Raw genomic sequence first — 24,634 nt, 5'->3', positions numbered from 1 at the left:
GGCCTTTGACTCTTAAGACTTATTCAAGCCAACCGCTTGTACAGCAGTAAACCGGGAATAACTCCACGCGCGACTTGTTAAGTCCGGCAGATGCGCAGAAGATTCGGCATCGCGAAGGACTCTTCAAGAGACGGTGGAGGTCTACCATGCTTCCCTATATAGGGCCGGAGATGGTCAAAGCGTTGCAGTCCAGAACGAATACGCCAACGCCTTCGCTTGGTCCGTTATTTATGAAGCAGGCCCGAGTCGTAGGAGCAGTCTGCAATCGCGCGTTTCGGCTTCTGTCCCGGTCCACCCTCTACCTGTCTCGTAGAAGTCCAGGGCTTGAGACCAAACCGCCGATTCGCGAGGCGCGTTCCAAGCCCATTTAAGCATCCCGATTTTTCCCAAATCTGAAGTGAACAAGCACCCTCCCTGCACATCGTGAAGAGCAAGGTACAGGGCACCAGATTCATATGCCTCAACAGAGACTTAGATCTTCCCGATTCTCCCGAAATGGCACTAATTCACTTCTTCAGATTCGGCCCAATCGCCACCACGAAATACTCGGCATTCGCAGTCCCGATATTGTTCACGCCATGCAGCTCCTGCGAAGCCGCAAAGAGGATGTCCCCCGGCCCGGCAGTCTCCTGCTTCCCGTTCACCAGCCAAGAGAGAGTCCCGCTCCGGACCAGCAGCATCTCCGAGTGCATGTGTTGATGGGGAGGATGGGGCGCATGTCCCGGCAGGAGCATGGTCTCGTGCATCTCCAGGCCTTCGCCCGTCGGCAGCGTTCCGCTTAGGATCGCGCGGCTCTCCCCGTTCGCGGACCTGCTGACCTTCATATCGCTGTATCGAAAGATGGTGTTGTGCGCCAGCCGGGCGGTGCCATCGGTCGTACCCACCGGTCCGGTCTTCGTGTCGGAGGCAGGTTCCTGTGCAGCAGCCAAAGCGGGCCCGAACAGCGCAAGCGCGGGCAGAGCAGCCAAAAGATCACGTCGATTTTGCATGCCGCATCCTAACCTGCGCTCTCCACGAACGACAATCCGTGGACCACGTCGGGCCGGATGAGCCCCTCGACCAGGAGCAGCTTTTCTGAGAAAAGCGTAAAAGATCCTGCGGGGTTGGAATTGCTATATCCTTCGAACTAAAAGACTTATCGCATCGTCAAAGCGCTTCGATAAGCCGGGCAGCTTCAACGGCCGACGGCAGCAGAGTTCTGCTGACTAACCGCATCGCCGAGCGCCGCTCCATCCCAGATTGGGACATCGAAGGCGGCCGCAGGATGAACCTCGGCCCCATTCGACCCGTTTTCGTGTTGCATCCGGAGACTCTGGAGCACCAGCTTCTTCTCCAATTGGCGCGCCTGAACACGACCCTGCCAAAAAACTACGAACCCTTGTCCACAGATCGGACAACGAACATCACTTCCGATCATTGATTTCTTGCAGATCACACGCATAGATACATCCTTGCAAAGTCTTGCACAAAAAGGATAGTAGATATCCCAAGCAGAACATACTATTCCACCTGCGTTTTTTCATGTCCCGCTTTCGAGGCATGACCAAAAAGAAATAACCGCTTCACCCTGCAATCCAATGCCCCAGGAGAGGAGATTCCGTCCCTCGTCCTCCACACCCCTCCGATTTCCGTGGAAACCGTGGATAAGTCCAGCTTTCCTCGACTTCCTACGAGGACTGTTGAAATTACGGCATGCGAACGGTCGCGGCCCACTTGGCCCGGACCGCCTTTTCCGTTAATCCCACCCGTTTCTTTCACCTGTGGATGCTCTTCGGTTGTGCAGAATGCGCACATCCCGTGACGCTGGCGGCAGGTTCCCTCCAACCTTCCGCATCTTCCGGTTTTCGCAGGGCCTGTTTTCTATTTCAGGACACGCACTCAACCCACGTGCTCTCTGTCACATAAGACGTTCTTCCACTTTTCCAACAGCAACGACTACTGCTACTAGAAAAGTCTCTTATTTATCTGTTGTTTTTTAGAAGCCTTCGTCGCTGGCACGAACAAAAACAAACACCCCGTTTTCCTAAAGAAAGCCCAGCAATCCACATCCTGAAAAACATCGCAACACCCGCTAGAATCAAACCCATATCGCTGCTCGTGAAGGCAGTGATACGCTTGTTGCCAACCGCCCGTAAAAGCACCTGGAGGATTCAAACCGTGTCGACCGCTGCCTCTCCGCTCTCCTCTGGCACCTCCGCTGCACCTACCGGCAATCTGGAGATCACCGTCTCCCGTTCGGAGCTTCTGCGCGAACTCACCGCGGCGCAGTCTGTCGTCGAGCGCAAGACCACGATCCCGATCCTGTCGAACTTCCTCTTCGAGGCCGACGAAGACCGTCTGACCATCACGGCCACGGACCTGGATCAGTCGCTGCGGACCTCCTGCGCGGCCAAGGTGAAGAAGCCCGGCGCGTGCACGATCCCCGCCCGCAAGCTCTACGACTACATCAAGTTACTTCCGGACGGCGAAATCTCCATCAAGCTCATGGACAACCACTGGGTTCAGATTCGCGCCGGTCGCTCGAACACCAAGATGGTGGGCATGGCCCGCGCCAACTTCCCCCAGGTGGCCGAGTTCCCCACGACGGGTTCGATCAAAATAGCCGTTCCCGCCCTGCGCAGCATGATCGCGAAAACGATCTTCTCCATCTCCAGCGAAGAGTCGCGCTACACCCTCAACGGTGCCCTTCTCGTCCTCAAGGCGGAGAGTATGGCCATGGTGGCAACCGACGGGCATCGCCTGGCGCACATCGAGCGCCTGGGCGAAAACCTCGCCGGCGTCTCCGGCGAGAAGAAGACGCTCATCCCGCGCAAAGCGCTCGGCGAACTCTCCTCGCTTCTGGCGAACTCCAACGCCGCCACCGAGGAAGAAGACTACGTCGAGTTTGCGGACGATGACACCACGCTCTTCTTCCGTATCGGCGGACGCGTCCTGACCAGCCGCAAGCTAACGGGCCAGTTCCCGAACTACGAAGCTGTCCTGCCGCGCGACAACAACAAGTTCGTTATCGTCCGTTCGGAAGACCTGATGGGAGCCCTGCAGCGCGTCGCCCAGTTCGCCGACGAGCGCTCCGGCGCGGTGAAGATCCGCCTGGAACAGAACGAGCTCCGCATCTCCAGCTCCTCCACCGACTCCGGCGAATCGGAAGACATCATCGAGACGCCCTACAACTACGACCCCCTCGTCGTCGGCTTCAATTCTCAATACCTCATAGACTTCCTCAAGGCAATCGGCAATACCGGCGAAGTCCGCCTGGAGTTCAAGGACGCCCAGTCCGCCGGTCAGATGCGCCCGGAAGACTCCAACGAAGACCAGAAGTACCGCTACATCCTCATGCCGATGCGCATCTGATCCTTCGTAGCTAGAAGAAGGTCTTGGTGGTTTTAAAGCTGTTATTCCGGGCATAATGTGGCCAAGTGGTCACATTATGCCGGAATTTTCTGTTCTGCCATATGTGTAGGAGTCTGCTCGCCTAATTAGGTTCTAGCTCCCTGATCCTCGATAGGATTGAGCGATTCTGACCTCTGCCGTGACGGACACCCGATTCAAGGATCAACGGCTTACAGCACCGCAGCAAGGGCTGCACGCTTTGCGACTTCCACGGTCAATCCGGTACACCGAAGCACGCAACCCAGCTCACCCTTATCAGTTGCTGGGGATTATGCAGGGACCGTTCATGACCAAGCTTTATCCGCTGACTTTGCTATCAAGCTTCACTATTTCCACGAACCCACCGTCCGGACGTCACGCTCATGGACATGCCAGACATTAGTGGAATTGAGGCGATCGCGCCACGGAAGACTCGATCTCAGCACGTGAGTTGGAAGTGCTTCATGAAGTATCGAAAGGTAGGGCCAACGCATTGGCGATTTATCGACAGACGAGAGCAGTTCCTTTCGAAGGCTTGCTCTTCAGTTCGTTAGCAAATGACCGGAGCAAAGCCGGCTCTACTTTAGCGTTCTTCCAGCTGTGATGGCTACCTGTGACAGCAGGAAGCAACGAGGTGATCGGAGTCGATGCATCACGGTCTAGGCACCGGCTTTCCTTCGCAGGGCTCTCACTAATTCCTGCTCGAACACCGGGTCAAGTTCTGGAGCTTCAAGCGCAATCTGGTAAGCGATGTGAGCCTCGGCGCGGCGCCCCATGGCGGCGAGTGCGTCGCCTTTGGCTTCCCAGGCCGTCGCGCTCTCAGGGTCCAGGCGGGTGGCTAATTCTGCGTCAACGAGTGCCTCCTGGGTTCGTCCTTGTGTCAGAAATATTCCTGATCCCTCTACATGTTCGAGAGCGGCCGCAGGGCCAAGTTTGAATTGTCCTTTGTACACGTAAACGGCGCGGTCGATCACGGCATCCGGCCGCAGGGTTTGGAACGTTGCGTAAGGGTTCGTCTTGCCGGGAATGTCCGCACCTGCCAAGACGCCGTCGCTCACCAGGACGAGGCCAGAGACAGAGGGATTCGAACCGAAGTGCATCGAAGTCATTCCCGTCCAGGTGCCAGAACCGGTGGGCAGGACCTGGCAGCGAACGCCGTAGTCGCGGAAGTCGACCGGACCCTGTTCGAAGTAGGCGAAGTAACAGGGCTCGTTCGGATGCTGATCGAGGTAGGTCTTCACATAGCGTAACTGCTGGCCCCAATCCGTATTTGAATCGGTGAGATAGAGATGGGTCATTGCGGGCCCGCCCCAAGCCTCGTTCGCGTAGGCAACCAGGCCGGGGCGTGAGAGCTCCGACGTTCCAATCTGCCAGAGCAGCAGAGCGCCCAGGACATAGGCCAGGTTGCGATTCCGATGCACGAGGTGTGTCGCACATCCGGCAATCAGGATGTACAGCATCGGGAAGATCGGGAGGAGATGGCGGAAGCCAATTCCGATATCAGAGGTACTCGCAAGAACGAAGAGTACAGCGGGTGGAACCATCAGAACGATGGCTTCCCGCCGGATCTGCCAGCGTCTGCTGGCCAGCGCCACGATGGTAACAAGCAGCAGAAGGAGGAACGGGAGTGTGGACTTGATGGTCAACGCGGCCGGGTAGTACCAGCGTGATGCCTGATGAGTCAGGTGTCCGAAGAGATAACTCGGCAGCGACGCCGCTGAGATCTTGGTGTCCGCGAGGCCGTAAAGGTATGCCTCCGGCAGCAGGTGATGGTTCGCGACCCAAAGCAACATGGAACGACTGAGGGGTGAGGAGAGCTCCTGCAGATACTGGTTCGTCACAGGATCCAGGGCAAGGTTCGCAGGTCGTGCCGCGAAGCGGAAGCGATAGATCGCCCAGATGAAAAACAGGCCCATCGCTGAAATGGACGCAACCACCATGGTCAGTTGTGGGCCGCTCGCTTCTCTGTGCTTCCTGACGTGGGCGGCCCTTCGATTCCAGAGGTCAAGGAGCGAGACAACGACAATCATCGGGAGGACGAAGATGCCCGTAAACTTGGCGGTCAGGGTCATGCCTACGGCGATGCCCAGCCATATGACTCGAAGAGCCGAGGGGGCTTTCAAAACGCGGTAGAACAGGTAGGTGGATAGAAGCAGAGTGAACGATGCCCCAACATCCGTGGTAACGAATGCTCCGTGCGCCAGGAAGTTGGGATCGAAGCAGAACAGGGCCAGCGCCAACAGCGCTGCCGTCTGGCCGTACATTTCCAGGGCAGCCAGAAAGATGGTGATCGCCAACAGCGCGCTGAGCAGAGCGGCCATGAGACGAGCCGGGATCAAGGTTGGGTCAATGCCATTGGCGGCCAAAAAACGTTGGCCAAGGACAAAGCCTTCTTTTTTGAACGAGCCTCCGATGTAAGGAGGCTGAGTCATGTTGCGATGGAGAAGCGGTATCGCGCACCACATTTTGACCAGGGGCGGAACCTCCGGATTGAAGCCGAAGTCCGCTTGTTTCCACGATAGCCATCCCGAGTAGAGGTGCTGGGATTCGTCCCAACTCACCGAATCTCTTCTGGCCGTAGAGACACACTGCGCGAAGAAAATCAGAACAAGGACGATGGCTGCTGCGAGCCCAGCTTTCGTTGTCCGCGTCGATTCGCTCAACTCTTCAGGGTTCTCTATCGTCATAAAAACTCCACAGGAAACCCGCAATGTGTCGGCAGGCAACGGAGAGGATGATCTTTCTCTCACAACCTTGCCACCATATCTTCGGACCTCCGCATCGTCAATCACGTCACTGGAACACTCCCATTGGAAGAGTGACAGGAAGTCGGCGTGTACGTCCTTCTCGATCTCAAGCGGTGCTAACAGTCAGTATGGAGTGACCGGCGCCGATGCGCCGACCGTGGGTTAAGCTGTGAGCGTCGAAGGGCGCGCAGTTCAGAGCCACAAGCGGAAGGAAGCCGGTCATGAAGGAGAAGGTACGATTTCTAGGTTTGGATGTCCATGCTGAGACGATCGCCGTGGCGGTCGCGGAGCCGGAAGGTGAGGTTCGGAGCCTGGGAACGATTCCCAACCGTGCTGAGTCTATCCGCAGGTTGATCAAGAAGCTTGGTCCGGCCGCCAAGTTGAGAGCCTGTTATGAAGCCGGGCCGACGGGCTACGTCGTGTACTGGCAGCTCGCGGAACTGGGCGTCGAGTGCGAGGTTGTGGCACCTACGCTGGTACCAGTCAAGGCTGGCGATCGAGTGAAGACGGACCGGCGGGATGCTGAGAAGCTGGCACGGTGCTATCGGTCCGGGGATCTGACGGCGGTGTGGGTTCCGGATGAGGGGTCGGAAGCGTTACGCGATTTGGTGCGAGCCCGCGAGGCAGCCAAGCAGGATCAGACCCGAGCGCGGCATCGCTTGAGCAAGTTCCTTCTGCGCTCCGGTCAGCGTCCACCGACCGGAGTCAGGCCGTGGACACGACCCTATCTAATCTGGGTCGCGCAGCTGCGTTTCACCCAGATCGCGCAAGAGTCTACGCGCCAGGATTATCTGCACGAGGTCGAGCACATGCGGGAGCGGGTCGCACGACTGGAGCAAGCATCATGGAAGCGGTGAAGCTGGCATCTCCGGCGCTGCAACAAGTCATCAACGATCTACAGGCACTGCGCGGTATTGCAGATATCTCGGCGGTCACCATTGCGAGCGAGTTGGGCCAGGTATCTCGCTTTGAGAGCGCTCGCCAGCTGATGGGTTACTGCGGCGTTGTACCGAGCGAGGATTCCAGCGGCAAGCGAACCAGACGCGGAGGCATCACGAAGACCGGCAACGCGCACCTCCGACGCATCGTTGTCGAAGCCGCATGGAGCTATCGTCGTCCACCAGGTATCTGGTACGGTCTGCGCAGACGACAGGAGACCATTTCACAAGAGACCAAGGAGATTGCGTGGAAGGCGCAACACCGGTTGCATAAGCGATATATGAAGCTGGGCGCGGCCGGCAAGGATCAGAGGAAGATCGTCACAGCTGTAGCTCGAGAGCTGCTGGGCTTTATCTGGGCTATTGGAACCAGAGCAGAGACTGTCTCCAGGCAGCAAGTTGCAGCCTGACAATAACGCAAAAGAAAAACCTCCTAAGAAGGAAAAAGACAAGAACACTTTCAATGAACGCTGACATCCATCTCGAACACAGAGCCAGCAGCAGCCAGGGCAAGCACGAAGGAGAACCCTCGCTCGGCCTATGCGACAGGCTCAACCGGACTCGCGATAACAGTCAGAGGCAGCTCCCGACGGATCATGATTATGCGGTTTCGACCCGCGAATATCAGACTGATCAATCGTCGCTCAAAACTGCCCCGACTGCTGCTCGCTCTGTCTTCGGGAAAGGACGAAAGCAACGACAACGACAAAAACAAACCCACAGATTTGGCGGTGTTGACACGGTCACTCCATATCAGGCCGAGTCACTCATTGAACGAAGGGTGTACACCTGTCCCAAACTCCATTAGCGCCGTTCGGTTACGAATGTGCCAGGTTATGGTCCGTTAGAAATGTCTCGGCCAACTTATGGTCCCAAGAGTTGGGAGCGGTACCGAAGAGCGACATTCAAAGCAAAGGAGATCCGGTGGCCAGATTATGGTATTCAATCGACCATAATTTGAGTTCTTATGGGCTATTTTTTATGGCCGGAAAGAAGAACGCAGGACTTGGTCTTAACGGATGGGAGCAAGAAAATCGAATGACGTCGTATTGACATTTGCTGAGGTGATGTTCGCTATGCTCACGTTGTCCTGGCTCTTCAAGCCGCCATGGGAGGATTCGTGAAGCGCTTCTTCAATTTTCTGTGTGCCTCTTCGCTTTGTTGTTTCTCTATTTTTTCTCAAGGCCAAGGACAAGGCCAGGGGACGGTTCCGAGTGAGGGGCCTGGTACATCGGCTAATGGGGCCAGGCCTGAGTCACCTGTTGTGAACGTTGTGAACTATGGAGCTACAGGAGATGGCAGAACCGATGATACTTCGGCAACCAATGCAGCGATGACAGCCTGCGCAGGCAGAACAAGGCCGAAGGATGGCTGCATCCTGTATTTCCCGGCGGGCATTTACCTTACAACAGGGCTTTCGATCCAGGCGTTTGTAAATATTAAAGGAGATGGTTGGGGAACCTCGGTCCTTCGACTCAAGCCACACACTGCTTCGGATGTTCTAACGGTTCCCGCCTCTGCGTTCAACTTCAGCATCTACGGGATCACACTGGATGGAAACTCTCGCCAGGGTGGGACGGGTAATTGCTTTTCTACCGCGACCACTTTGACCGGACCGGCCGAGTGGAATACCTCCAATAAACGGACCGCGCCGGTGAACGCCCAAAAATGGGGCCATATCGAAGAAGTGATGTTTTCAAACTGCTCAGCAGATGGAATCCACATCAACTCATTTAATTACATGCTCTTTTTTGATAACTTTTACGTCTTCAATAACGGGGTTTATGGGATTTTTTCTTCTGGAACGAATAGCAGTTTTACAAACTTTCAGATTGAGCGCAACGGTACGGCGGGGATACATCTTGCCGGCGCGAACAACCGATTTATGTCCGGCGAAGTGATTTGGAATGGTGCGACTGTCAGTACGGAAGCGGGGGTGTACGTGTCGGGTCTCCGCAACATCATCATGGCGATCCAGACTGAAGATAACTACACCAATGGATTTGTTGACAGCGGAATCAATAACGAATTTATAGGGTGTTTCTCTGATTCCAACGGCTATGCGAAGGGAAACGTAAATGCTTCGTCCTTGAATGCCAGTGGATTTATTGTTGCGGGTACCGGCGGAGTTTATATAGGCGACAAGGTGACGAGTTACAGGGGGCTTTTGCCTGATGGGCATTACACGACGGAGTGGCCATATACCATCACCAAAGCCAATCAATCGAAGGTTGAGATAAGTTACGACAGCACAAATAAGCCACCTATTGCCGTTGCGGGTGATATCGAGCCGGTACGCGGCGCAGGCAAGGGTGGACACGTCGCCTGTATCCTCGCTCCAGGGCCGCCGATCGTCCTCGGATCCTGCGCTTCTGCGCAGAGCTCTTCTGGTACCTGCACCTGCAATTGAGATCTTTGCTCGAAATGGTTGTAGTGAACAACGCCTTTGAAGTTGGTGAACGGGGCTGCCTGTAAACCGCAACTCCATTTTTAGGTCGGTCAGCTTTTTGTTAAAAGCTCCGGAAGCGCCTTGAGGCTTCGTTCAAAGGGCGAGGTGTCCCGCAGGACACGAGCCACCACGAGCGAGCCTTCGATGCGGACAAGCGCCTCTTCAGCTCGCGAGCGGGCCAGCGACGGGGACAGACCGCTTTCCCTGGCGACCTCCGTAAACGATTGGATCAACGCTTCCATGACGCCTTTGAGTGCCGTTCGCAGTTTGTCCGGTCCGCCCGGAAGAGACAACACATCTGTGACGCAGGCCTTCGACCCGCCGAAGTAGAACTCTCTAAGGCGCTCCGCCGTGGCCAGGATTCGCTTCCGCGTCGAACCTCCGCCTTTCAACGGCTCGATCAGGTTCTCCTGAAACCACTTGGCGACCTCCCGCGCAGCCGCAATGACGATCTCATCCTTCCCGCCGGGATAGCGGTAGTACAAACTGGCTTTTTCCAACCCGGTCGCATCGGCAAGCTGCTTGAGGCTCACACCGTCGAAACCGTATGTTCGAAATAGCTCGAGCGCTGCTGCAAGAAAATCTTCGTCACTGATAATACGGTTTGCCATAGCTCTCCTTGCACCGCCACAGCGGTCAGGTCTGAGTGACTCTGCATAATAGATACCGAACGATTGGTAAAGTCGCAAAAAGAATTTATTCGGTTTCTGAGAAGTCTTCGAATTCTGCATTCTGCCATAGCGGACCTGGTTATGCGTCCTGCATTGTGAAGTGCTCAAATAAGAGTGCCTCTGAAAAGATGTGGCAGAGTTCCAGTTCAGAAACAAAGTTGTTGGCAAACATGCAAAGGCTACGGTAACGATGCAAAGTATTTTTACGAAGAGGATCCAGGGCGCGGAAATCGCCCTGGCTATGGTTCTGCTTCTTTCCTGCGAGGCGCACTCACAGGCAGGAGAAGATTACGGTGCACAGCAGGCCAACAGCCGCTTCGCCGCCACAACGGACACCGTGAATACGGAGGCTCCCAACTATCTCGCACTGCACGACGCGCCAGGGCCAAGCGGCGTTCCTCTTGGAGGCATAGGAGTGGGTGCTGTGGACCTCGCTCCGGATGGCCACTTCACACGCATCGCCGTCAATAACTGGGCCACGGATAGCGGTGTGGCACGGGCACGCGCTGAGAACCCTGAGTGGGATGCGGAAGCTTTTCTCGCCGTCTGGGAGAAAGACTCCTCGGGTAACGTGGCTGCGGTGCGGCTTCAGCGCGACCGTCGCACCGCCTACGGCATGGGTGCGTATGGGCATAGCACTTATCGAGGACTCTTCCCGACCGCGAGAATCGCCTTCGACGATCCTTCTGCGAACAGCCCGCACTCCCTTGTATCGGTCTTTGCCTATAGCGGCTTGGCACCGCAGAACGTCAAGGATTCGTCACTCCCCGGCTTCTGGATCGAAGTCACACTTGCCAACTCAGACTCCAAGCCTGTCGAAGCGTCCGTTGCTCTCTCGTGGCCGGACCTGGTCGGGCGTGGGATCTACGACGTAGCACCCGGAGCGGAGAAGACCGGTTACGACCGCGCGTTCGATATAGAGAAGCTCGTGGCCGTTCCCTCTCCTGCAACGCAGGTGGAAGCTCTGCAGATGGATAGCCTTCATGGTCTGCGACAGTTCTCTACCGCTACACCCTCCATCCGCCAGGCCACGTTCCAGAATTACATCAATGCCGTGGCCATTCTCGCGGAGGTGCCGGAGGGTGGCAGCGTCAGCACCAATCCTGCATGGAGTAAAACAGACGCCGACTCATGGAAGAGCTTTCGCGAGGATGGAGCCTTTCCGTCACGCACCGGGACCACCGCACTCAGCCAGAGCGGAAAGTTATCGGGCGCAAGCGTCGTTGCCATCAAAGCCCACATCGCAGGCGGAGGCAAGCAGACCTTCCGATTTCTGATCACATGGTCCATACCAACGCTCCCACACGCCTCTGTCCAGTTCGGCACCAGCGACTATGGTCGCTACTTTCAAAACTATTTTCCGGACTTCCAATCCCTGATTCACTACGAGTTCTCAGAGCGCGCACGCATCCTGAGAGAGACGTTGTCCTGGCAGAAACCCATTCTCGACAGCACCTTGCCGGACTGGTTGAAGTTCAAGCTCATCAATAGCGGCTACACCATCTACACCAACACCATGCTGAATAAGAGTGGCGACTTCAGCGTGATGGAAGGTGGCATGGGAGGCCTCGCGGGCACGATGGACCAGAGACTCGTAGCGCATCCCTTCTATCAAAAATTCTTCACCCAGCTCGACCGGGCCGAGCTGCAACGCTTCGCCGATACGCAGGACACCGACGGCGGAATACTTCACTTCGATGGCAGCTACTTTGTAGGCCTCGCCGATGACCACGGGCATACGCCCGTTCCGCACGAGAAGATGATCGATAACACCGGGGCCTGGGTCATCCAGTTGGCAAAGGACTATCAGCAAACCGGCGACGATACCTTCATCAAAAAGAATGCCGATCACATCCGCCGTGGCTTTGCGTACATGAAAGCGCAGATCCGGGACGACTCTTTCATTCCCGTGGGAGGGCAAACGTACGACGACTTTCCGCACCCGGAGATCTCCGTCTATACCGGCACCGTTTACCTGGCGGCACTGCGCGCAGGAGTCGTGCTCGGCGATGCGCTTGGGGATACGCAGATGTCCCATGAGGCCGAAACTCAGTTCAAGCAGACGCAAGCTGGCCTCATTCATGCTCTTTGGAATGGCCGGTTCTTCGCGTACGGAACAGACATCGGCGGAGCCCATCGTCGCGACGACCGTCTCTTCAGCGGACAACTCGCAGGCCAATTCCTGAGCCGCTACGCCGGTTGGGGAGATGTCCTTCCGCACGATCAGGCGAAGTCAGCGATCTACGAACAACTGCATACCTCGGTCCTCGGCACTCCGGACTTCTATGCTCCCAAAGTGTGGGACCTGGAGATGCAGCGCGGCGTCGACATGCCGGGCTCGCGGTCCTGGCCTTTTTATCTTGAAAGCTACACCGCCATGACCGCGATCCAGTTGGGCTACGTCGCAGACGGTCTGGGCATGATGCGCCACATTCAGTTAGTTCATCTGCGTAATGGTTGGACCTGGAGCCAGAACCTCTGGAATCCTGCTGAGCTGACCTACGTTGCCGCACCCGTCACGTGGTTTGCCCCGGAGGTGCTAAGCAATGCATCGCTGGACCTCTCGCATCACGGGCTGACATTGGGGCCCGTGTTGCTTCCGGGCCAGACACACACGGTGGTTCCGCTCTTCTTCCCACGCTTCTGGGCCAGTCTTGAGTACTCACCCGCCGAAAGCAAAGTTCTCCTCCACATCACCAGGACGTTCGACGATCGACCGATTGTGCTGAAAGAACTGATTATCGAGCCGATGGGCACACCCTTCGGCAAAGCAACGACCGTGCAGATTCCACCCTTCGCGGTCACAGCAGGAAGAACGTTGGACCTTTCAACCTTTGTGAAAGATTTCGAGAAAGCAGAGATCCAGGAGCGGGTTTTGGAACCGTAGACAATCACGCCGAATTGACTCTAATGCACTACGCGGCGCGGATTGCTTCGACGATGGAAGTCCGCGCCGCTCGGTAAGAGGGCAATAGACAAGCGACGATGGACACCACACCCATAACACCTGCGGCACCGAGAAGAATTGCCAGGTTGAAGGCAGGCACATGGAAGAGCAGCGTCTGCATCGCTCGTCCAGTCAGCCACGCGCCAATGCCCCCGAGCAACACACCGTAAGCCAGCAGACGCAACGCGAGAAGCAGGAACTGGTTGCGGATCTGTCCGGGCTGCGCTCCCAGCGCCATGCGCACGCCGATCTCGCGGCGCTGCTGTTCGACCGCATAGCTCAACACGCCATAGCTGCCGATGGCCACAAGCAGCAGAGCGATGGCGGAGAAGAGTGCCGCAAGCAGTGCTGGTGTGCGTCGAGCGGCAAGGCTGTCGGTCATGCGGGCTTCCATGGTGCGGACATCGTTGACGGGCAGGTCTGGATCGATCTGCCGGACGGCCCCCTGCAGCGTCAGCCCAAGCGACTCCGGAGGCAGGCTGCTGCGAACAGCGACGAAGATGTCCCCGCTATGAAAGGAGTAGGGATAGTAGATCGCCCCCTGGGCCACTTCATCTGTGAGGCCTGCCTGCTTCACACTTCCAACCACGCCAACAATCGTGAAGGCTTCGGCATCGTTGCGTTGCTCGCCCCCTTCAAACAGGCGATGCCCGAGAGCACTGCCATTCGGCCAATAGTAGTGAGCGAAGTCCTGGTCGACGACGCAGACGCGCTGCGTGCTCCGCGAATCGGTGCCCGTAAGGAAACGGCCTTCGAGCAAAGCGAAGCCCATCGTCTTGAAGTAGTCTCCTCCCACGCCATAGGAGTAGTGACCGCGCGGGGATTCGCCCGGTTGCGGCGAACGCCCTTGAATCGTAGCTGCACTCTTGCCACTGTTGCCGCTGAGAGGCACATTCGTGACAACACCGGCGGAGAGCACCCCGGGCAGATGCGCAACCTGATCGACCAGCTTCTCCGTAAAGGCAACCCTCGCGAGACCGTCAGAGTAACTCTTCAAAGCAAAGACGATCTTTCCTGTGAGGATATGGTCGGGCCGGAATCCAGGAGAGACCTCCATGGAGCGCTGCAGGCTGATCCCAAGCAGGCCAGCGCCCGCCAGCAGCATGAAGGCCAGGGCGATCTGCGAGATGACGAAGCCCTGGCGCAGAGATTGCGTCGCGCGGGCACTCGTTCCGGATCGGCCCTCAGACTGAAGCGCGTCTCCCAGCGGCCGTCGAAGATTGAGCCACGCGATGGGCACGGCCAACAACACGCCCAGCGCAATGGCCGCCGCCAACGCAACCGTTGCAAGGCGCGCATCGAAGACGATCTGGCTTCCCAACGGCAGACTCTCCGCGCCAAGCACGCTAAGCAGACGAATTCCTCCAGCAGCCACTGCAAGCCCGAGCAGGCCTCCGCCCAGCGTCAGCAAAGTGGTCTCCACCATCACCTCACTGGCGATGTGCTTCCGGCTCGCACCCAAAGCCTGCCGCACAGCATGTTCCTTGGCCCGGCTCCCGGCACGCACCAGAAACAGGTTCCCCAGGTTGACCGTACCGATGAGGAGAAGCGTAAGCGCACCGGCTTGCAACAGAAGAAGCGTAGGCCGGATACTCGCCACGTGATCGGCATGCAGCGGCACCACCAGCGTTCGAAAGCCAGCATCGGCCAGCATCTTGCCCTGTGGGTCGTCTACCTCCAATCTGGCATTCTGCGCATCGATCTGCTCCTGCGCCTGCGTGAGACGCATTCCAGGTGCAAGCCGTGCGATCATCTGGGTGGAGTTGCCGCCATTATGTCGCTGCAGTGGCCCGCGCTCTCCGAGACTCGATGCCAGCGGAAAGTAAAGGCGCGCTTCGGAAGAGAGGAACCGAAAGTCAGGTGGAAGAATGCCGATGACCGTAGTGGGATTGCCATCCACACGAATCTTTTTTCCAATGATGTGAGGGTCCGCATTGACGCTGTGCCGCCAGAAAGCATCGGTGATCACGACCTCATGATCGCTGCCATACGAGGTCTCTTCTTCTTTGAAGCCCCGGCCCTCAACGGGACCGCGGCCAAGCGTAGAGAAGAACTCCGGAGAGACGCGCATCGCCTGTGCGCGTTCCGTGGACCCACTCTCACCGACGATCGCAGTGCTGTAGCGATAGATCGAAGTCGAGGCGAATGCTGGAATCCGGCCTCGACGCTCGTAGTAATTCGTCACCGAAGATCCGTCGCGATCGACGCCCGCCTTGGGATACGTATTGAAGAGCGTGACAAGCCGGTCCGACTCCGGAAACGGCAGCGGACGCAGCAGAACGGAGTTGATCACCGCAAAGATCGTGAGGTTCGCTCCGAGACAAACAGCAAGTGTGAGAAGTGCTGTGGTAGTGAACCCCGGTGTCTTGCGCAACATGCGCGAGGCGTAGCGCATCTGACGCCCAAGTTCATCGAACCAGTGCAGCCCACGCGCCTCGCGGCACTCTCCTTCAATGCTGTTGCGGCCACCGAACTCAATGCGTGCGCGGCGTGCTGCTTCGGATGGTGATAGTCCGGTTTGAATGAGCTCTTCGGTGTACTGCTCGATATGGAAGCTCAACTCTTCGGACATGCCTGCTTCAAACTCACTCCGATGAGCCCGCACGCGAAACAGAGAACTAAACAAGGAACGCAAGCGTTCAAACATCTCACACCTCCTCCGGTTGAGTGTTCAGGGCGGACGCGATACCCGACGCCAGACGGTTCCATCCAGCAGTCTCTTCGCGCAGTCTGCGGCGTCCCGCGGTCGTCAACGTGTAGTACTTGGCCTTGCGGTTGTTCTCGCTCAAACCCCACTCGGCCGCGACCAGGGCCTGATGCTCCAAACGATAGAGCGCTGGATAGAGCGACCCCTGCGGGATATCGAAGACCTCGCCTGAGATCTGACGAATGCGCTGCAGGACGGCATATCCGTGCAAAGGCCTGAGGGACACGGCCTTCAGAATCAGCATGTCCAATGTCCCCGGAAGCAGGTCGATGGTCTTTCCCATTTTGCGCGATCTCCTAGTCTCACTAGGAGAGTAACGACGTCTCTCCTAGTTTGGCAAGGGGAAAGATTTTTCTGTTCTCGGTGGGCCCTGATTTTGCTGATTCAGCAAGGTCAGGCCCGTTCGATAGCTTAGGTCCCCGTTGTTTTCCTCTGCGGCTCCCGTAGCTGGCACCGCCAGATCCGGAACGAGTCCGTTTCCCCGGTTAAAGCGGAATCCATGAGGGCTTTCGATGGTCGCTGCTGGAATCACGATCCCGGCATCGTCGGTCAGCTTGACGTAAGTTTGTATCTGGCCTCGCCCATACGTTTTTGCTCCAACCAGGCGAGCTCCCGTTGTATCGCGAAGGGCTGCTGCTAATTCTTCCGCGGCACTTGCGGTGCCTTCGTTGATGAGGACAACGAGCCGCATCTTTGTGGGCGAACGCTCTTTTGCTTGAATCGGCTCGCGTGTGCCATCCCGTCTTATCTTCCAGCCAAGCACGTCCTCCGTGAAGGCACTCCCTGCAACGGCCATAGCATCGAGATACCCGCCGGGGTTGTTGCGAAGATCTACGATGCACCCGTTCACTCCATTCGAAGCCAACGAGGCGACTGCCTGGCGCACCTTGTGTCCCGCTTCCGGGGTGAAAAGGCGAATGGCGAGATAGCCGAGATGAGGAGTGCCTTCAATGCGATGGAACACCACATCAGGCTGGTCCCATTCTGTTTTGGATACTGTTCTTTGGGCTTGCTTGCCGCCGCGACGAATCGTGAGCTGCACCTTTCCGAGATCGCCTCGAAGCAAAAACATGAGTTCTTCATGAAGCAGCCCGCGCGTAGGTCTTCCATCAACGGCCACGATCACATCGCCCGGCAACACGCCTGCCCTGAACGCAGGTGAGTCTACGAGCGCCGTGACCACCTTTGCTTCGCCTGTGTCCGGTGCGACGGTAAGTGCGAAGTCGACCAGACCGATGCCTCGTTCGTGCCCCGCGGTCTCAGCCTGCATCGTCTTCATCTGCTCCGAGGTGACAATGCGAAGATCCGCATCATGGAGGGAGGAGAGCTGTCGATCCAGAGATGCGACCGTCGCTTGCGGTGCTTTCAAGAGTGCCGCGCGGAGATGCTTCCAGGGAGGTTCTTTGGCAGAAAGATAATGAGTGTCAATGGCTTTGACCACCTCTGGCGCGAGAGGCCCCGGCCGAGGCTCTGGAGTTTGCAATAGCGTTGAGGCAAGAGCGAGCGTCAGCAGCATATCTTCTCCGATTCCCTCCGGTTTCCGATGCGTAGTTCATCCACTGCACCACACATGAGACGAAGGTTGGCTCCAGGGCCGGCAGATACGGCTATAGACGGACTGGCATCTGGTTGGTTTTGCATCTTCCCGCTGAAGAGACCAAAACTTACACCGGCAAGGTCATGGTCCAATAACCGAGACCAGGAAGTTACGCCGCCGTTGGTTTCAATGAGGCCACATCCCGTCGAGGAGACATCGCGAACATGCGCGAATATTCGCGGCTGAACTGTGACGGACTCTCGTAGCCAACCTGGAACGCGGCTGTCTCCACATTGAGCGCATCGGAGACCATCAGCCGCCGCGCTTCGATGAGTCGAAGCTGCTTCTGATACTGGAGCGGTGTCATGGAAGTAATCGCCTTGAACTGACGATGGAAAGCCGAGGGACTCATCTGCGCGACGGTTGCCAGTTCCTCGATGCGGATCGGCTCCGCGAAGCGATGACGCAGCAGATGAATCGCGCTGAGGATTCCCTGCGTGTGGCTGTTCGTCAGCGTCATCTTCACGACTTCGCCGCCGTGTGGCCCCGTTAGGAGCCAGTAACAGATCTCGCGCATGATCGCGGGATACAGCACAGGGATCGCTTTGGGCGTGTCCAGCAGACGCACCATCCGCAGTGCGCACTCCGCGAGTGGGCCGTCGAAGTCCGTCACGAAGACGCCCCGTGTCACACGGGGGCTCGCAACCGGCGGTGTCTCCAGTTCGTCCAGAACTTCACGCAGGATGCCAAGGTTGAGTTCAAGGATGACACCCAGAAAGGGCTCGCTCGGGCTTGCCTGGACCACCGTGCCGTGCCCGGGCATCTCGACGCTTACGACCAGAGCCTGGCCGGCCCTATAGTCGAACCGCTGATCTCCAAAGATGGCCCTCTTCGCGCCCTGCACAGTGATGCAGAGAGCGGGCTTGTAGAGGAGGTGGTTCGGACGCTTTTCGTGATCGGATCGAAGGATCGTGAGCCCTTCGATCGCCGTCCGAAACGGGCTCTCCCCAGCCTGCGCTTGGGTGTAACGCCTGACCGCTTCCAGCAATCCATCCATAACATCAGCTTAGAGGCTGTGAGCAGGAATAGGCAAGAAAGGGGAGAGTTTCGGCATTCCCTTTCAGGTGGCATGGGCCTAGCCTGAGAATCATAGGAGCAGATCATGTCAGCAGAGAAAACTACATTCCCCAAAGGAAAAATCGCAATCGTCACCGGCGGAAGCCGCGGTCTCGGACGCAACACGGTGCTCCATCTCGCCCAGCGGGGCGTCCACTCGATCTTCACCTACAACTCTAATCGTGCAGAAGCCGACAAGGTCGTCGCCGCAGTCCGAGAGACAGGAGCCAAGGCCGTCGCGTTGCAGCTTGAGACCGGCAACATCGGTTCCTTCGACGCGTTCGTGCAGTCTGTACAGAAGGCGCTTGCGGAGCTGGGAGCGGAGCGCTTCGACTATCTCGTCAACAACGCCGGTACCTCGCACCACGCTGCCTTCGACAAGGTCACCGAGGAAGAGCTTGACGGCCTCTACAACGTCCACTTCAAAGGGGTCTTCTTCCTGACCCAAAAGCTCCTGCCGCTGATTAACGATGGTGGCCGCATCGTCAACATCTCTTCGGGGCTCACACGTGTGTCCTACCCTGGCAGCTCCGCCTACGCCTCCATGAAGGGAGCGGTCGAGGTGCTGACGCGTTACCTGGCGAAAGAACTCGGTGGACGCGGGATCGCAGTCAACACGGTTGCGCCCGGTGCGATCGCGACGGACTTCAGTGGCGGCATGGTTCGCGATAATCCGGAGATCAACAAGCTTGTCGCGGACGCGACGGCGCTCGGTCGCGTCGGCGTTCCGGAAGACATCGGCCCGATGATCGCCGCTCTGCTCTCAGAGGACAACCGTTGGGTCAATGCGCAGCGGATTGAAGTCTCAGGCGGCATGGGGCTTTAGCCACGAGGGCGCCGGAGACGGCGCCCTCCTAGAAATGGATCTTATAAAGCTACTGTTTCCGAAAACGGGATTGGCGGATTTCGCAGTGCTTGAAAGTGCTCCGTACGACGTGCCATCCTATCTCTATGGCAGACGAGACCAAACTCGAGATCACGCTTCAGGGCGAAGATATGGCCTACCTCGAATCGCGTCTAAGCGCTGAAGAGGGTGAGACGCCGTCAAGCTACGTTGCAGGCCTCATCGCCTACGACAAAGAGTACCAGCGGCTCCTGGAAGAGCGTCTCGTGCGGGCTCTCAATTCAGGGAAGTCCGTCGAATGTCCCCCGGAAGCACTCGCCTCGGACGAAGCGTTTACGCAATGGCTTGAGGCAAACTCGAAAGTGAAAAAGTCTTCTGCGGCGTGAAGATCGAACTGACGCCAGCGGCTTCGAAGTCGATCGCCGACGAACGAGCTTTCTATCAAAAGAAAGCAGCCCCTGAAATCTCCGATCGGTTTCTCACTGCAGTCAGACAGGCGCTCGCTCTCATCGAGCAGCATCCTGCGATCGGCAAGAAGAGCAATATCCAGAACTCTTCGCTCGGAGAGGTGAGACAGTTGGCTCTGAATCAATATCCATACGCCGTCTTCTATCGCTGTGAGAAGAACAGAACGCTCATCCTTGACGTCATCCACGGGGCTCGAGATGCAGAGCGGAAGTTGATGCAGCCCTAATCAACTTATGTCTCTGACTGCGATCCCGATCCCAGCTCCTGATTGGAAGCACTATAGCCTGCCCCTCATGCGAGATACTAAGGGAATGGCAAACATAGCAATCATTGGCGTAGGAGCCATCGGCAGCACCATCGCCGCAGCCCTTCAGCAAACCGGCCGCCACAAACTCGTCCTCTGCACGCGCCGTGCGCTCACGCATCCGCGCGTGGAAACACCTTCCGGCACCGTCGAGATCCAAGCGCTCAACCTGACCGATCCCACACAGTCTCTACCCGAGGGCTGGAGCGCGGACTGGGTCCTTGTCGTCACCAAGACCTATGCCACAGAGGCCGCAGCCGCGTGGTTCCCTTTGCTTCTCTCGCCGGAGACGAAGGTCGCCATCCTGCAGAACGGCGTCGAACACCGCGACCGCTTCCCGGATCTCGCGCAGCACAGGGTCGCCCCCGTCATCGTGCAGTATCCCGCGGAACGAAAGCCCGATGGCGATATCCTCCAGCGCAATCCCGTCTCACTCGATGTAGAAAACACGGAGGCGGCCAGGGCCTTCGCCGCTCTCTTCGCTCCTGGAGAAGTCCGGACCCACGAAGATTTTCTCTCCATCGCCTGGCGCAAGCTCTGCGTCAACGCTGCTGGCGTAGTCTCCGCGCTCACACTGCGCCCCGTAGCGATTCTTCAGCAGGAAGCCCCTGCACGTCTCGCAAAAGAGATAGCGGAAGAGTGTGCCGCAGTCGGCCGCGCCGAAGGTGCAACTCTTCCCGAAGACGTGGGCCAGTACCTCCGCGACTTCTACGCCGCAATCTCACCCGACTCCATCAACTCGCTCCTCGCGGACCGGCAGGCAGGTCGTCCCATGGAGAGCGACGCACGCAACGGCGTCATCGTCCGTCTGGGAGAAAAACACGGCATCGCGACTCCACTGAATCGCATGGCCGTCACGCTGCTCGAAGCGAAGTAGCGTCTAACGATAAAATGATTTGCCGAGTAGAGGTGCGCTGTTGCCTAAAGCAGCGATGCTCCCAGCAGCGAGTTCATTTCGCCACGGTTGTAGCAGTGGGCCACTGCTGTTTCAGGTGTGATGCGACGTGCGCGCACAAGGTCGGCGAGCGACTGCTCCATGGTGAGCATCCCTTCTTCGCGGCCGGAGGTAATGTGCGAACGGATCTGGTGGTCTGCCCCGGTTCGTATCAGATTGCGGATGGCGCTCGTAGCGACCATGATTTCGGTGGCCGGGAAGCGGCCGCCACCGATGCCGGGAACAAGCTGTTGCGCGACGACGGCAAGCAGCGCGAGTGAGAGTTGCTGGCGTACCTGGGACTGATCGTTGAGAGGAAAGCTGTCGAGGATGCGCGAGATCGTCTGCGCGGCATCGTTCGTATGGATGGAAGACAAGACGAGGTGGCCTGTCTCCGCAGCGGTGAGTGCGGCAGCGATGGTGTCCCGGTCACGCATTTCGCCGACGACGATGACGTCGGGATTCTGACGTAAGACGGCACGAACAGCCTCGGCGAAGCTCGGCGTGTCCTGGCCTACCTGGATCTGCTCGACGATGCTGTTGCGGTTGGTGTGCTGATATTCAATGGGGTCTTCGATGGTGATGATGTGGTCGCGTCGGCGCGCGTTCATGCGTTCGACCAGCGCGGCCATAGTGGAGGATTTGCCGCAACCTGTTGGACCGGTGAGCAGCACGAGGCCCTGGCGACGTTCGGCCAGCATGGCGAGCGACGTGGGCAGGTGGAGCGATTCTAATGTGGGAATTTCCGCGGGCAGAAGGCGGATGCTGGCGGCAAGCGATCCGCGTTGGTAGTGCAGGTTTGCACGGAGCCTGCCTGTGGGTGGCCGCAGCAACGAGAGGTCAATGGCACGCTGCCGTTCCAGGCGCTCGGACTGCGCAGGAGAGAGCAGTGGCAGCAACATATCGCGTATCTGGCCGTCGGTGAGCGGGCTAGAGGACTTTGCCGGATGCAGCCCGCCCTGGATGCGCAGGATGGGGGCTGAGCCAGCGATCAGTAGTAGATCGGATGCGCCCTCCTTTGCAGCTTCCGCCACGACGGTGTGAAAGGAAGCGGACTTTGCGCGTACCGCTTCGGAGGGAACGGATCGATTAAGCTCCTCGACCAGCCGCGAGAGGTCGTTTTCATAGGTCGACATGTTCGTTTGGACGAAGTTGCGGCCGATGTGTCGCAGGAAAAGAGTGTAGCTTGCCAGATACTAAGTGGCACACACTTGATCGCATTAGCCCGGGGCAACGCCCCAGGGAGCGGGAACGGCGATCGGATGAGGGCTGAAGGCCCGACCTATCGTCACTTATGCCTTGCAAAGGCCGGACGAACAGCTACGAGAAATCCAGCATCACCTCATCCACATAGCACCATCCCCATGTCTCTCCCGGTTCCAGGGAGCGCATGATGGGGTGTTTTGTGTGATGAAAGTGCTTCGTCGCATGCTTGTTCTTTGAGTCGTCGCAGCATCCCACATGCCCGCACTCCTCGCACAGGCGGAGATGCACCCAGCTATCGCCCATCTTCAGGCATTCTTCACAACCCTTGGTGTTGGGCTTCGGTTCCGTAATTGTCTCTAAATGACTGCAGCTCTTCATACGCACCTTCTCCCTCGCTCGCATCCTACTCCACATGAGTAAATTGCAAGCTGTCCTGTGTGATGTCGACGGGACCCTGATCGACTCCAATGCCGCCCACGCCGAAGCGTGGATGAAAACGCTTGCCCACTTCGGCATCCACGTCGACTTCAACGAAATGCTGCACCAGATCGGTAAGGGCGGAGACAAGGTCATCCCCGCCTACGTTCCCGCGCGCGATCTCGAACGCCTGCAACCGCGCATCAAAGAGCATCGCGCCGGCGTCTTCCATCGCGACTATCTCCCCAATCTGCAGCCACTACCGCATGCGCGCGACCTGCTCGTGCGTATGAAAGAGAATGGCCTTCGCATCGCAGTGGCTTCGTCTACGGACAAGGAAGACCTCGCAGCCTACAAAAAGATCGCGCAGATCGAAGACCTCACCGAGGGCGACACCACCTCAGCCGACGCCAGCAGCTCCAAGCCGGACCCCGATATCTTTCAGGCAGCCATTGGCAAGCTGGGCTTGAGCGCAGCGCACTGCATCGCTCTGGGCGATACGCCCTACGACATTGAAGCAGCAGGCAAGGCAGGCGTTTCCACCATCGCCGTATGCTCCGGCGGTTGGACACGCGAAGAGCTATCCGGTGCAGTGGCAATCTACGAGGACGTCGCCGATCTTTATCGCAACTACGACAGCTCTCCCCTGGCCCGATGAGGATCTCCCTGCAGGTAAAGCCTGCGCACCGCAAAGAAGTCCTCGACGATCAACGCCATCTCAAGATGGCCTCGTCTGCTCATGCCTACGTCCGTGGCAACACGATCCGTTTTTACGAATGGCTCTCGAAGGGCAACGCGCCCGCGTCTCTTCCCTCCGGTCCGCCCATCTGGATCTGCGGCGACTGCCACGTCGGCAATCTTGGTCCTGTAGCGAACCTCGACGGCCAGGTGGAGATCCAGATTCGCGATCTCGACCAGACCGTCATCGGCAACCCGGCGCATGATCTCCTTCGCCTCGGTCTTTCGCTCGCCATGGCCGCGCGTTCCTCCGATCTCCCCGGCGTCACCACGGCGTTCATGTTGGAGGCGATGATCGACGGCTACCTCGGCGAACTCTCTTCCCGCCACAAAAAACCGGACGTAAACCAGATCGCGCCCATTCAGAAGGTGATGCAGGAAGCCTTCAACCGCAAGTGGAAGCACCTTGCAGAGGAGCGCATCGAAGACGTCACCCCCACGATTCCTCTGGGCAAGCGCTTCTGGTCGCTCACCGGAGACGAGCGCGAACATTTGCGCAAGTTTTTTGAAGGGGAGAAGGCACGCAAGCTGGTGCAATGCCTTCATCAGTGCGACGAGGGACAGCCCATTCAAATGCTCGACGCCGCGTATTGGATGAAGGGCTGTTCTTCGCTGGGACGTCTGCGCTACGCCGTCCTCGTAGGCGTAGGCAAGAAGAACCGCCACGGCTTCCGCATGATCGACATCAAGGAAGCCACACGCGCCGCAGCACCCACCGCTCCGAACGTAGAAATGCCCGCAAACAATGCCGAGCGCGTTGTGGCGGGTGCCCTCGCACTCTCACCCTTCCTCGGCGAGCGCATGCTCTCATCCACCTTCGCTGGACGTCAGGTCGTAGTGCGAGAACTTCGTCCGCAGGATATGAAGTTCGAACTCGCCGCGCTTACGCAGCAGGAGGCCATTCTCTCCGCGCGCCTCTTCGCCTCCGTAGTCGGCAAAGCCCACGCCCGTCAGATGTCCCCGGATGTCCGCCAGGCTTGGGCGAAGCAGATCAAGAGCCGCCACAGCCGCGGCCTGGAAGCCCCCGGCTGGCTCTGGACCTCGGTCGTGTCGCTCGTAGCCGACCACGAAGCCAGCTATCTCGAACACTGCCGCCAGTACGCCTTAAGCCGTGTGGGCTAACCGCCTTCACTGTTTTGTGCCCCATTCTTTGCGGCTTCATCGCGAAAGGGTGGGGTCGCGCAGGGCGCACAAACCAAATCCATCAGGAAACTAAGATCGGGTGCCGGGTGCCCCATCCAT

At 58.0% G+C, this 24,634-nt stretch carries 20 protein-coding genes and 1 pseudogene; 11 read left to right on the top strand and 10 right to left on the bottom strand.

The features are described from left to right. The first annotated feature begins 146 nt into the window (after positions 1-146). Complete coding sequence (locus tag ACIPR4_RS22635) at positions 147-371, top strand: hypothetical protein (protein WP_013570701.1); 225 nt, start codon at positions 147-149, stop codon at positions 369-371. Between the two features lie 135 nt (positions 372-506). Here the strand turns inward: ACIPR4_RS22635 and ACIPR4_RS21060 are convergent, their stop codons facing one another. Both ACIPR4_RS21060 and ACIPR4_RS23385 read right to left on the bottom strand, forming a co-directional pair. Beyond that, positions 507-989 (bottom strand): cupin domain-containing protein, encoded by a 483-nt coding sequence (locus tag ACIPR4_RS21060; RefSeq protein WP_013570700.1) that lies wholly within the window; start codon positions 987-989, stop codon positions 507-509. A gap of 185 nt (positions 990-1,174) precedes the next feature. After that, positions 1,175-1,303 (bottom strand): hypothetical protein, encoded by a 129-nt coding sequence (locus ACIPR4_RS23385; RefSeq protein ID WP_281046973.1) that lies wholly within the window; start codon positions 1,301-1,303, stop codon positions 1,175-1,177. 854 nt (positions 1,304-2,157) lie between these two features. On the opposite strand from ACIPR4_RS23385, the gene dnaN reads away from it, so the two are divergent. Then, positions 2,158-3,351 carry a DNA polymerase III subunit beta gene (gene dnaN, locus ACIPR4_RS21050; RefSeq protein ID WP_013570698.1) on the top strand — a complete coding sequence of 398 codons (1,194 nt, stop codon included), beginning with the start codon at positions 2,158-2,160 and terminating at the stop codon, positions 3,349-3,351. 677 nt (positions 3,352-4,028) lie between these two features. Here the strand turns inward: dnaN and ACIPR4_RS21045 are convergent. Further along, positions 4,029-6,056 carry a phospholipid carrier-dependent glycosyltransferase gene (locus tag ACIPR4_RS21045; protein WP_013570697.1) on the bottom strand — a complete coding sequence of 676 codons (2,028 nt, stop codon included), beginning with the start codon at positions 6,054-6,056 and terminating at the stop codon, positions 4,029-4,031. Positions 6,057-6,337: 281 nt separating this feature from the next. Here ACIPR4_RS21045 and ACIPR4_RS21040 point away from each other — a divergent pair. Further along, positions 6,338-7,464, top strand: a pseudogene (locus ACIPR4_RS21040) (IS110 family RNA-guided transposase). An 854-nt stretch (positions 7,465-8,318) separates the two neighbouring features. Next, positions 8,319-9,464: a right-handed parallel beta-helix repeat-containing protein gene (locus ACIPR4_RS21035; RefSeq protein WP_245536403.1), complete on the top strand. Its 1,146-nt coding sequence runs from the start codon at positions 8,319-8,321 to the stop codon at positions 9,462-9,464. Positions 9,465-9,553: 89 nt separating this feature from the next. Here ACIPR4_RS21035 and ACIPR4_RS21030 read toward each other — a convergent pair whose 3' ends face one another. Then, a complete protein-coding gene (locus tag ACIPR4_RS21030; protein WP_013570695.1) occupies positions 9,554-10,114 on the bottom strand; it encodes a TetR/AcrR family transcriptional regulator in 561 nt (186 codons plus the stop codon). Positions 10,115-10,364: 250 nt separating this feature from the next. Between ACIPR4_RS21030 and ACIPR4_RS21025 the strand changes: the two genes are divergently transcribed. Continuing rightward, the gene (locus ACIPR4_RS21025) at positions 10,365-13,061 is read left to right on the top strand and encodes a GH116 family glycosyl-hydrolase (protein ID WP_013570694.1); all 2,697 of its coding nucleotides are present in this window, start codon (positions 10,365-10,367) and stop codon (positions 13,059-13,061) included. 28 nt (positions 13,062-13,089) lie between these two features. Here the strand turns inward: ACIPR4_RS21025 and ACIPR4_RS21020 are convergent, their stop codons facing one another. The 4 genes from ACIPR4_RS21020 to ACIPR4_RS21005 form a co-directional block, all read right to left on the bottom strand. Next, positions 13,090-15,768 carry an ABC transporter permease gene (locus ACIPR4_RS21020; protein WP_013570693.1) on the bottom strand — a complete coding sequence of 893 codons (2,679 nt, stop codon included), beginning with the start codon at positions 15,766-15,768 and terminating at the stop codon, positions 13,090-13,092. Between the two features lies 1 nt (position 15,769). Continuing rightward, positions 15,770-16,111: a PadR family transcriptional regulator gene (locus tag ACIPR4_RS21015; protein ID WP_013570692.1), complete on the bottom strand. Its 342-nt coding sequence runs from the start codon at positions 16,109-16,111 to the stop codon at positions 15,770-15,772. A gap of 45 nt (positions 16,112-16,156) precedes the next feature. Beyond that, positions 16,157-17,344 (bottom strand): S41 family peptidase, encoded by a 1,188-nt coding sequence (locus tag ACIPR4_RS21010; RefSeq protein ID WP_013570691.1) that lies wholly within the window; start codon positions 17,342-17,344, stop codon positions 16,157-16,159. A 190-nt stretch (positions 17,345-17,534) separates the two neighbouring features. Next, positions 17,535-18,422 (bottom strand): AraC family transcriptional regulator, encoded by an 888-nt coding sequence (locus tag ACIPR4_RS21005; protein WP_013570690.1) that lies wholly within the window; start codon positions 18,420-18,422, stop codon positions 17,535-17,537. A gap of 105 nt (positions 18,423-18,527) precedes the next feature. On the opposite strand from ACIPR4_RS21005, the gene ACIPR4_RS21000 reads away from it, so the two are divergent. From ACIPR4_RS21000 to ACIPR4_RS20985, 4 genes are all read left to right on the top strand, one after another. Next, complete coding sequence (locus ACIPR4_RS21000) at positions 18,528-19,307, top strand: SDR family NAD(P)-dependent oxidoreductase (RefSeq protein WP_013570689.1); 780 nt, start codon at positions 18,528-18,530, stop codon at positions 19,305-19,307. 125 nt (positions 19,308-19,432) lie between these two features. Further along, on the top strand, positions 19,433-19,711 hold the full coding sequence (locus ACIPR4_RS20995; RefSeq protein ID WP_013570688.1) for a hypothetical protein: 279 nt from the start codon (positions 19,433-19,435) through the stop codon (positions 19,709-19,711). Then, positions 19,708-20,019, top strand: coding sequence for a type II toxin-antitoxin system RelE/ParE family toxin (locus tag ACIPR4_RS20990; RefSeq protein WP_013570687.1), 312 nt, complete (start codon positions 19,708-19,710; stop codon positions 20,017-20,019). The genes ACIPR4_RS20995 and ACIPR4_RS20990 overlap by 4 nt, the downstream gene beginning before the upstream one ends. 85 nt (positions 20,020-20,104) lie before the next feature. After that, a complete protein-coding gene (locus tag ACIPR4_RS20985; RefSeq protein WP_041587058.1) occupies positions 20,105-20,974 on the top strand; it encodes a 2-dehydropantoate 2-reductase in 870 nt (289 codons plus the stop codon). Between the two features lie 44 nt (positions 20,975-21,018). Here the strand turns inward: ACIPR4_RS20985 and ACIPR4_RS20980 are convergent, their stop codons facing one another. Next, complete coding sequence (locus tag ACIPR4_RS20980) at positions 21,019-22,167, bottom strand: type IV pilus twitching motility protein PilT (protein WP_013570685.1); 1,149 nt, start codon at positions 22,165-22,167, stop codon at positions 21,019-21,021. Positions 22,168-22,351: 184 nt separating this feature from the next. After that, on the bottom strand, positions 22,352-22,615 hold the full coding sequence (locus ACIPR4_RS20975) for a UBP-type zinc finger domain-containing protein (RefSeq protein WP_013570684.1): 264 nt from the start codon (positions 22,613-22,615) through the stop codon (positions 22,352-22,354). A 34-nt stretch (positions 22,616-22,649) separates the two neighbouring features. Here ACIPR4_RS20975 and ACIPR4_RS20970 point away from each other — a divergent pair, with 34 nt between their 5' ends. Together ACIPR4_RS20970 and ACIPR4_RS20965 are read left to right on the top strand one after the other, a co-directional pair. Next, positions 22,650-23,312, top strand: coding sequence for an HAD family hydrolase (locus ACIPR4_RS20970; protein WP_013570683.1), 663 nt, complete (start codon positions 22,650-22,652; stop codon positions 23,310-23,312). Then, positions 23,309-24,514: a DUF2252 family protein gene (locus ACIPR4_RS20965; RefSeq protein WP_013570682.1), complete on the top strand. Its 1,206-nt coding sequence runs from the start codon at positions 23,309-23,311 to the stop codon at positions 24,512-24,514. The genes ACIPR4_RS20970 and ACIPR4_RS20965 overlap by 4 nt, the downstream gene beginning before the upstream one ends. Positions 24,515-24,634: the final 120 nt, after the last annotated feature.

The sequence above is a fragment of the Terriglobus saanensis SP1PR4 genome (genome assembly GCF_000179915.2).
GTDB classification, from domain to species: domain Bacteria; phylum Acidobacteriota; class Terriglobia; order Terriglobales; family Acidobacteriaceae; genus Terriglobus; species Terriglobus saanensis.
Note: the sequence above shows the minus strand (reverse complement) of the source record. Positions and strands in the feature narration are given on the sequence as shown.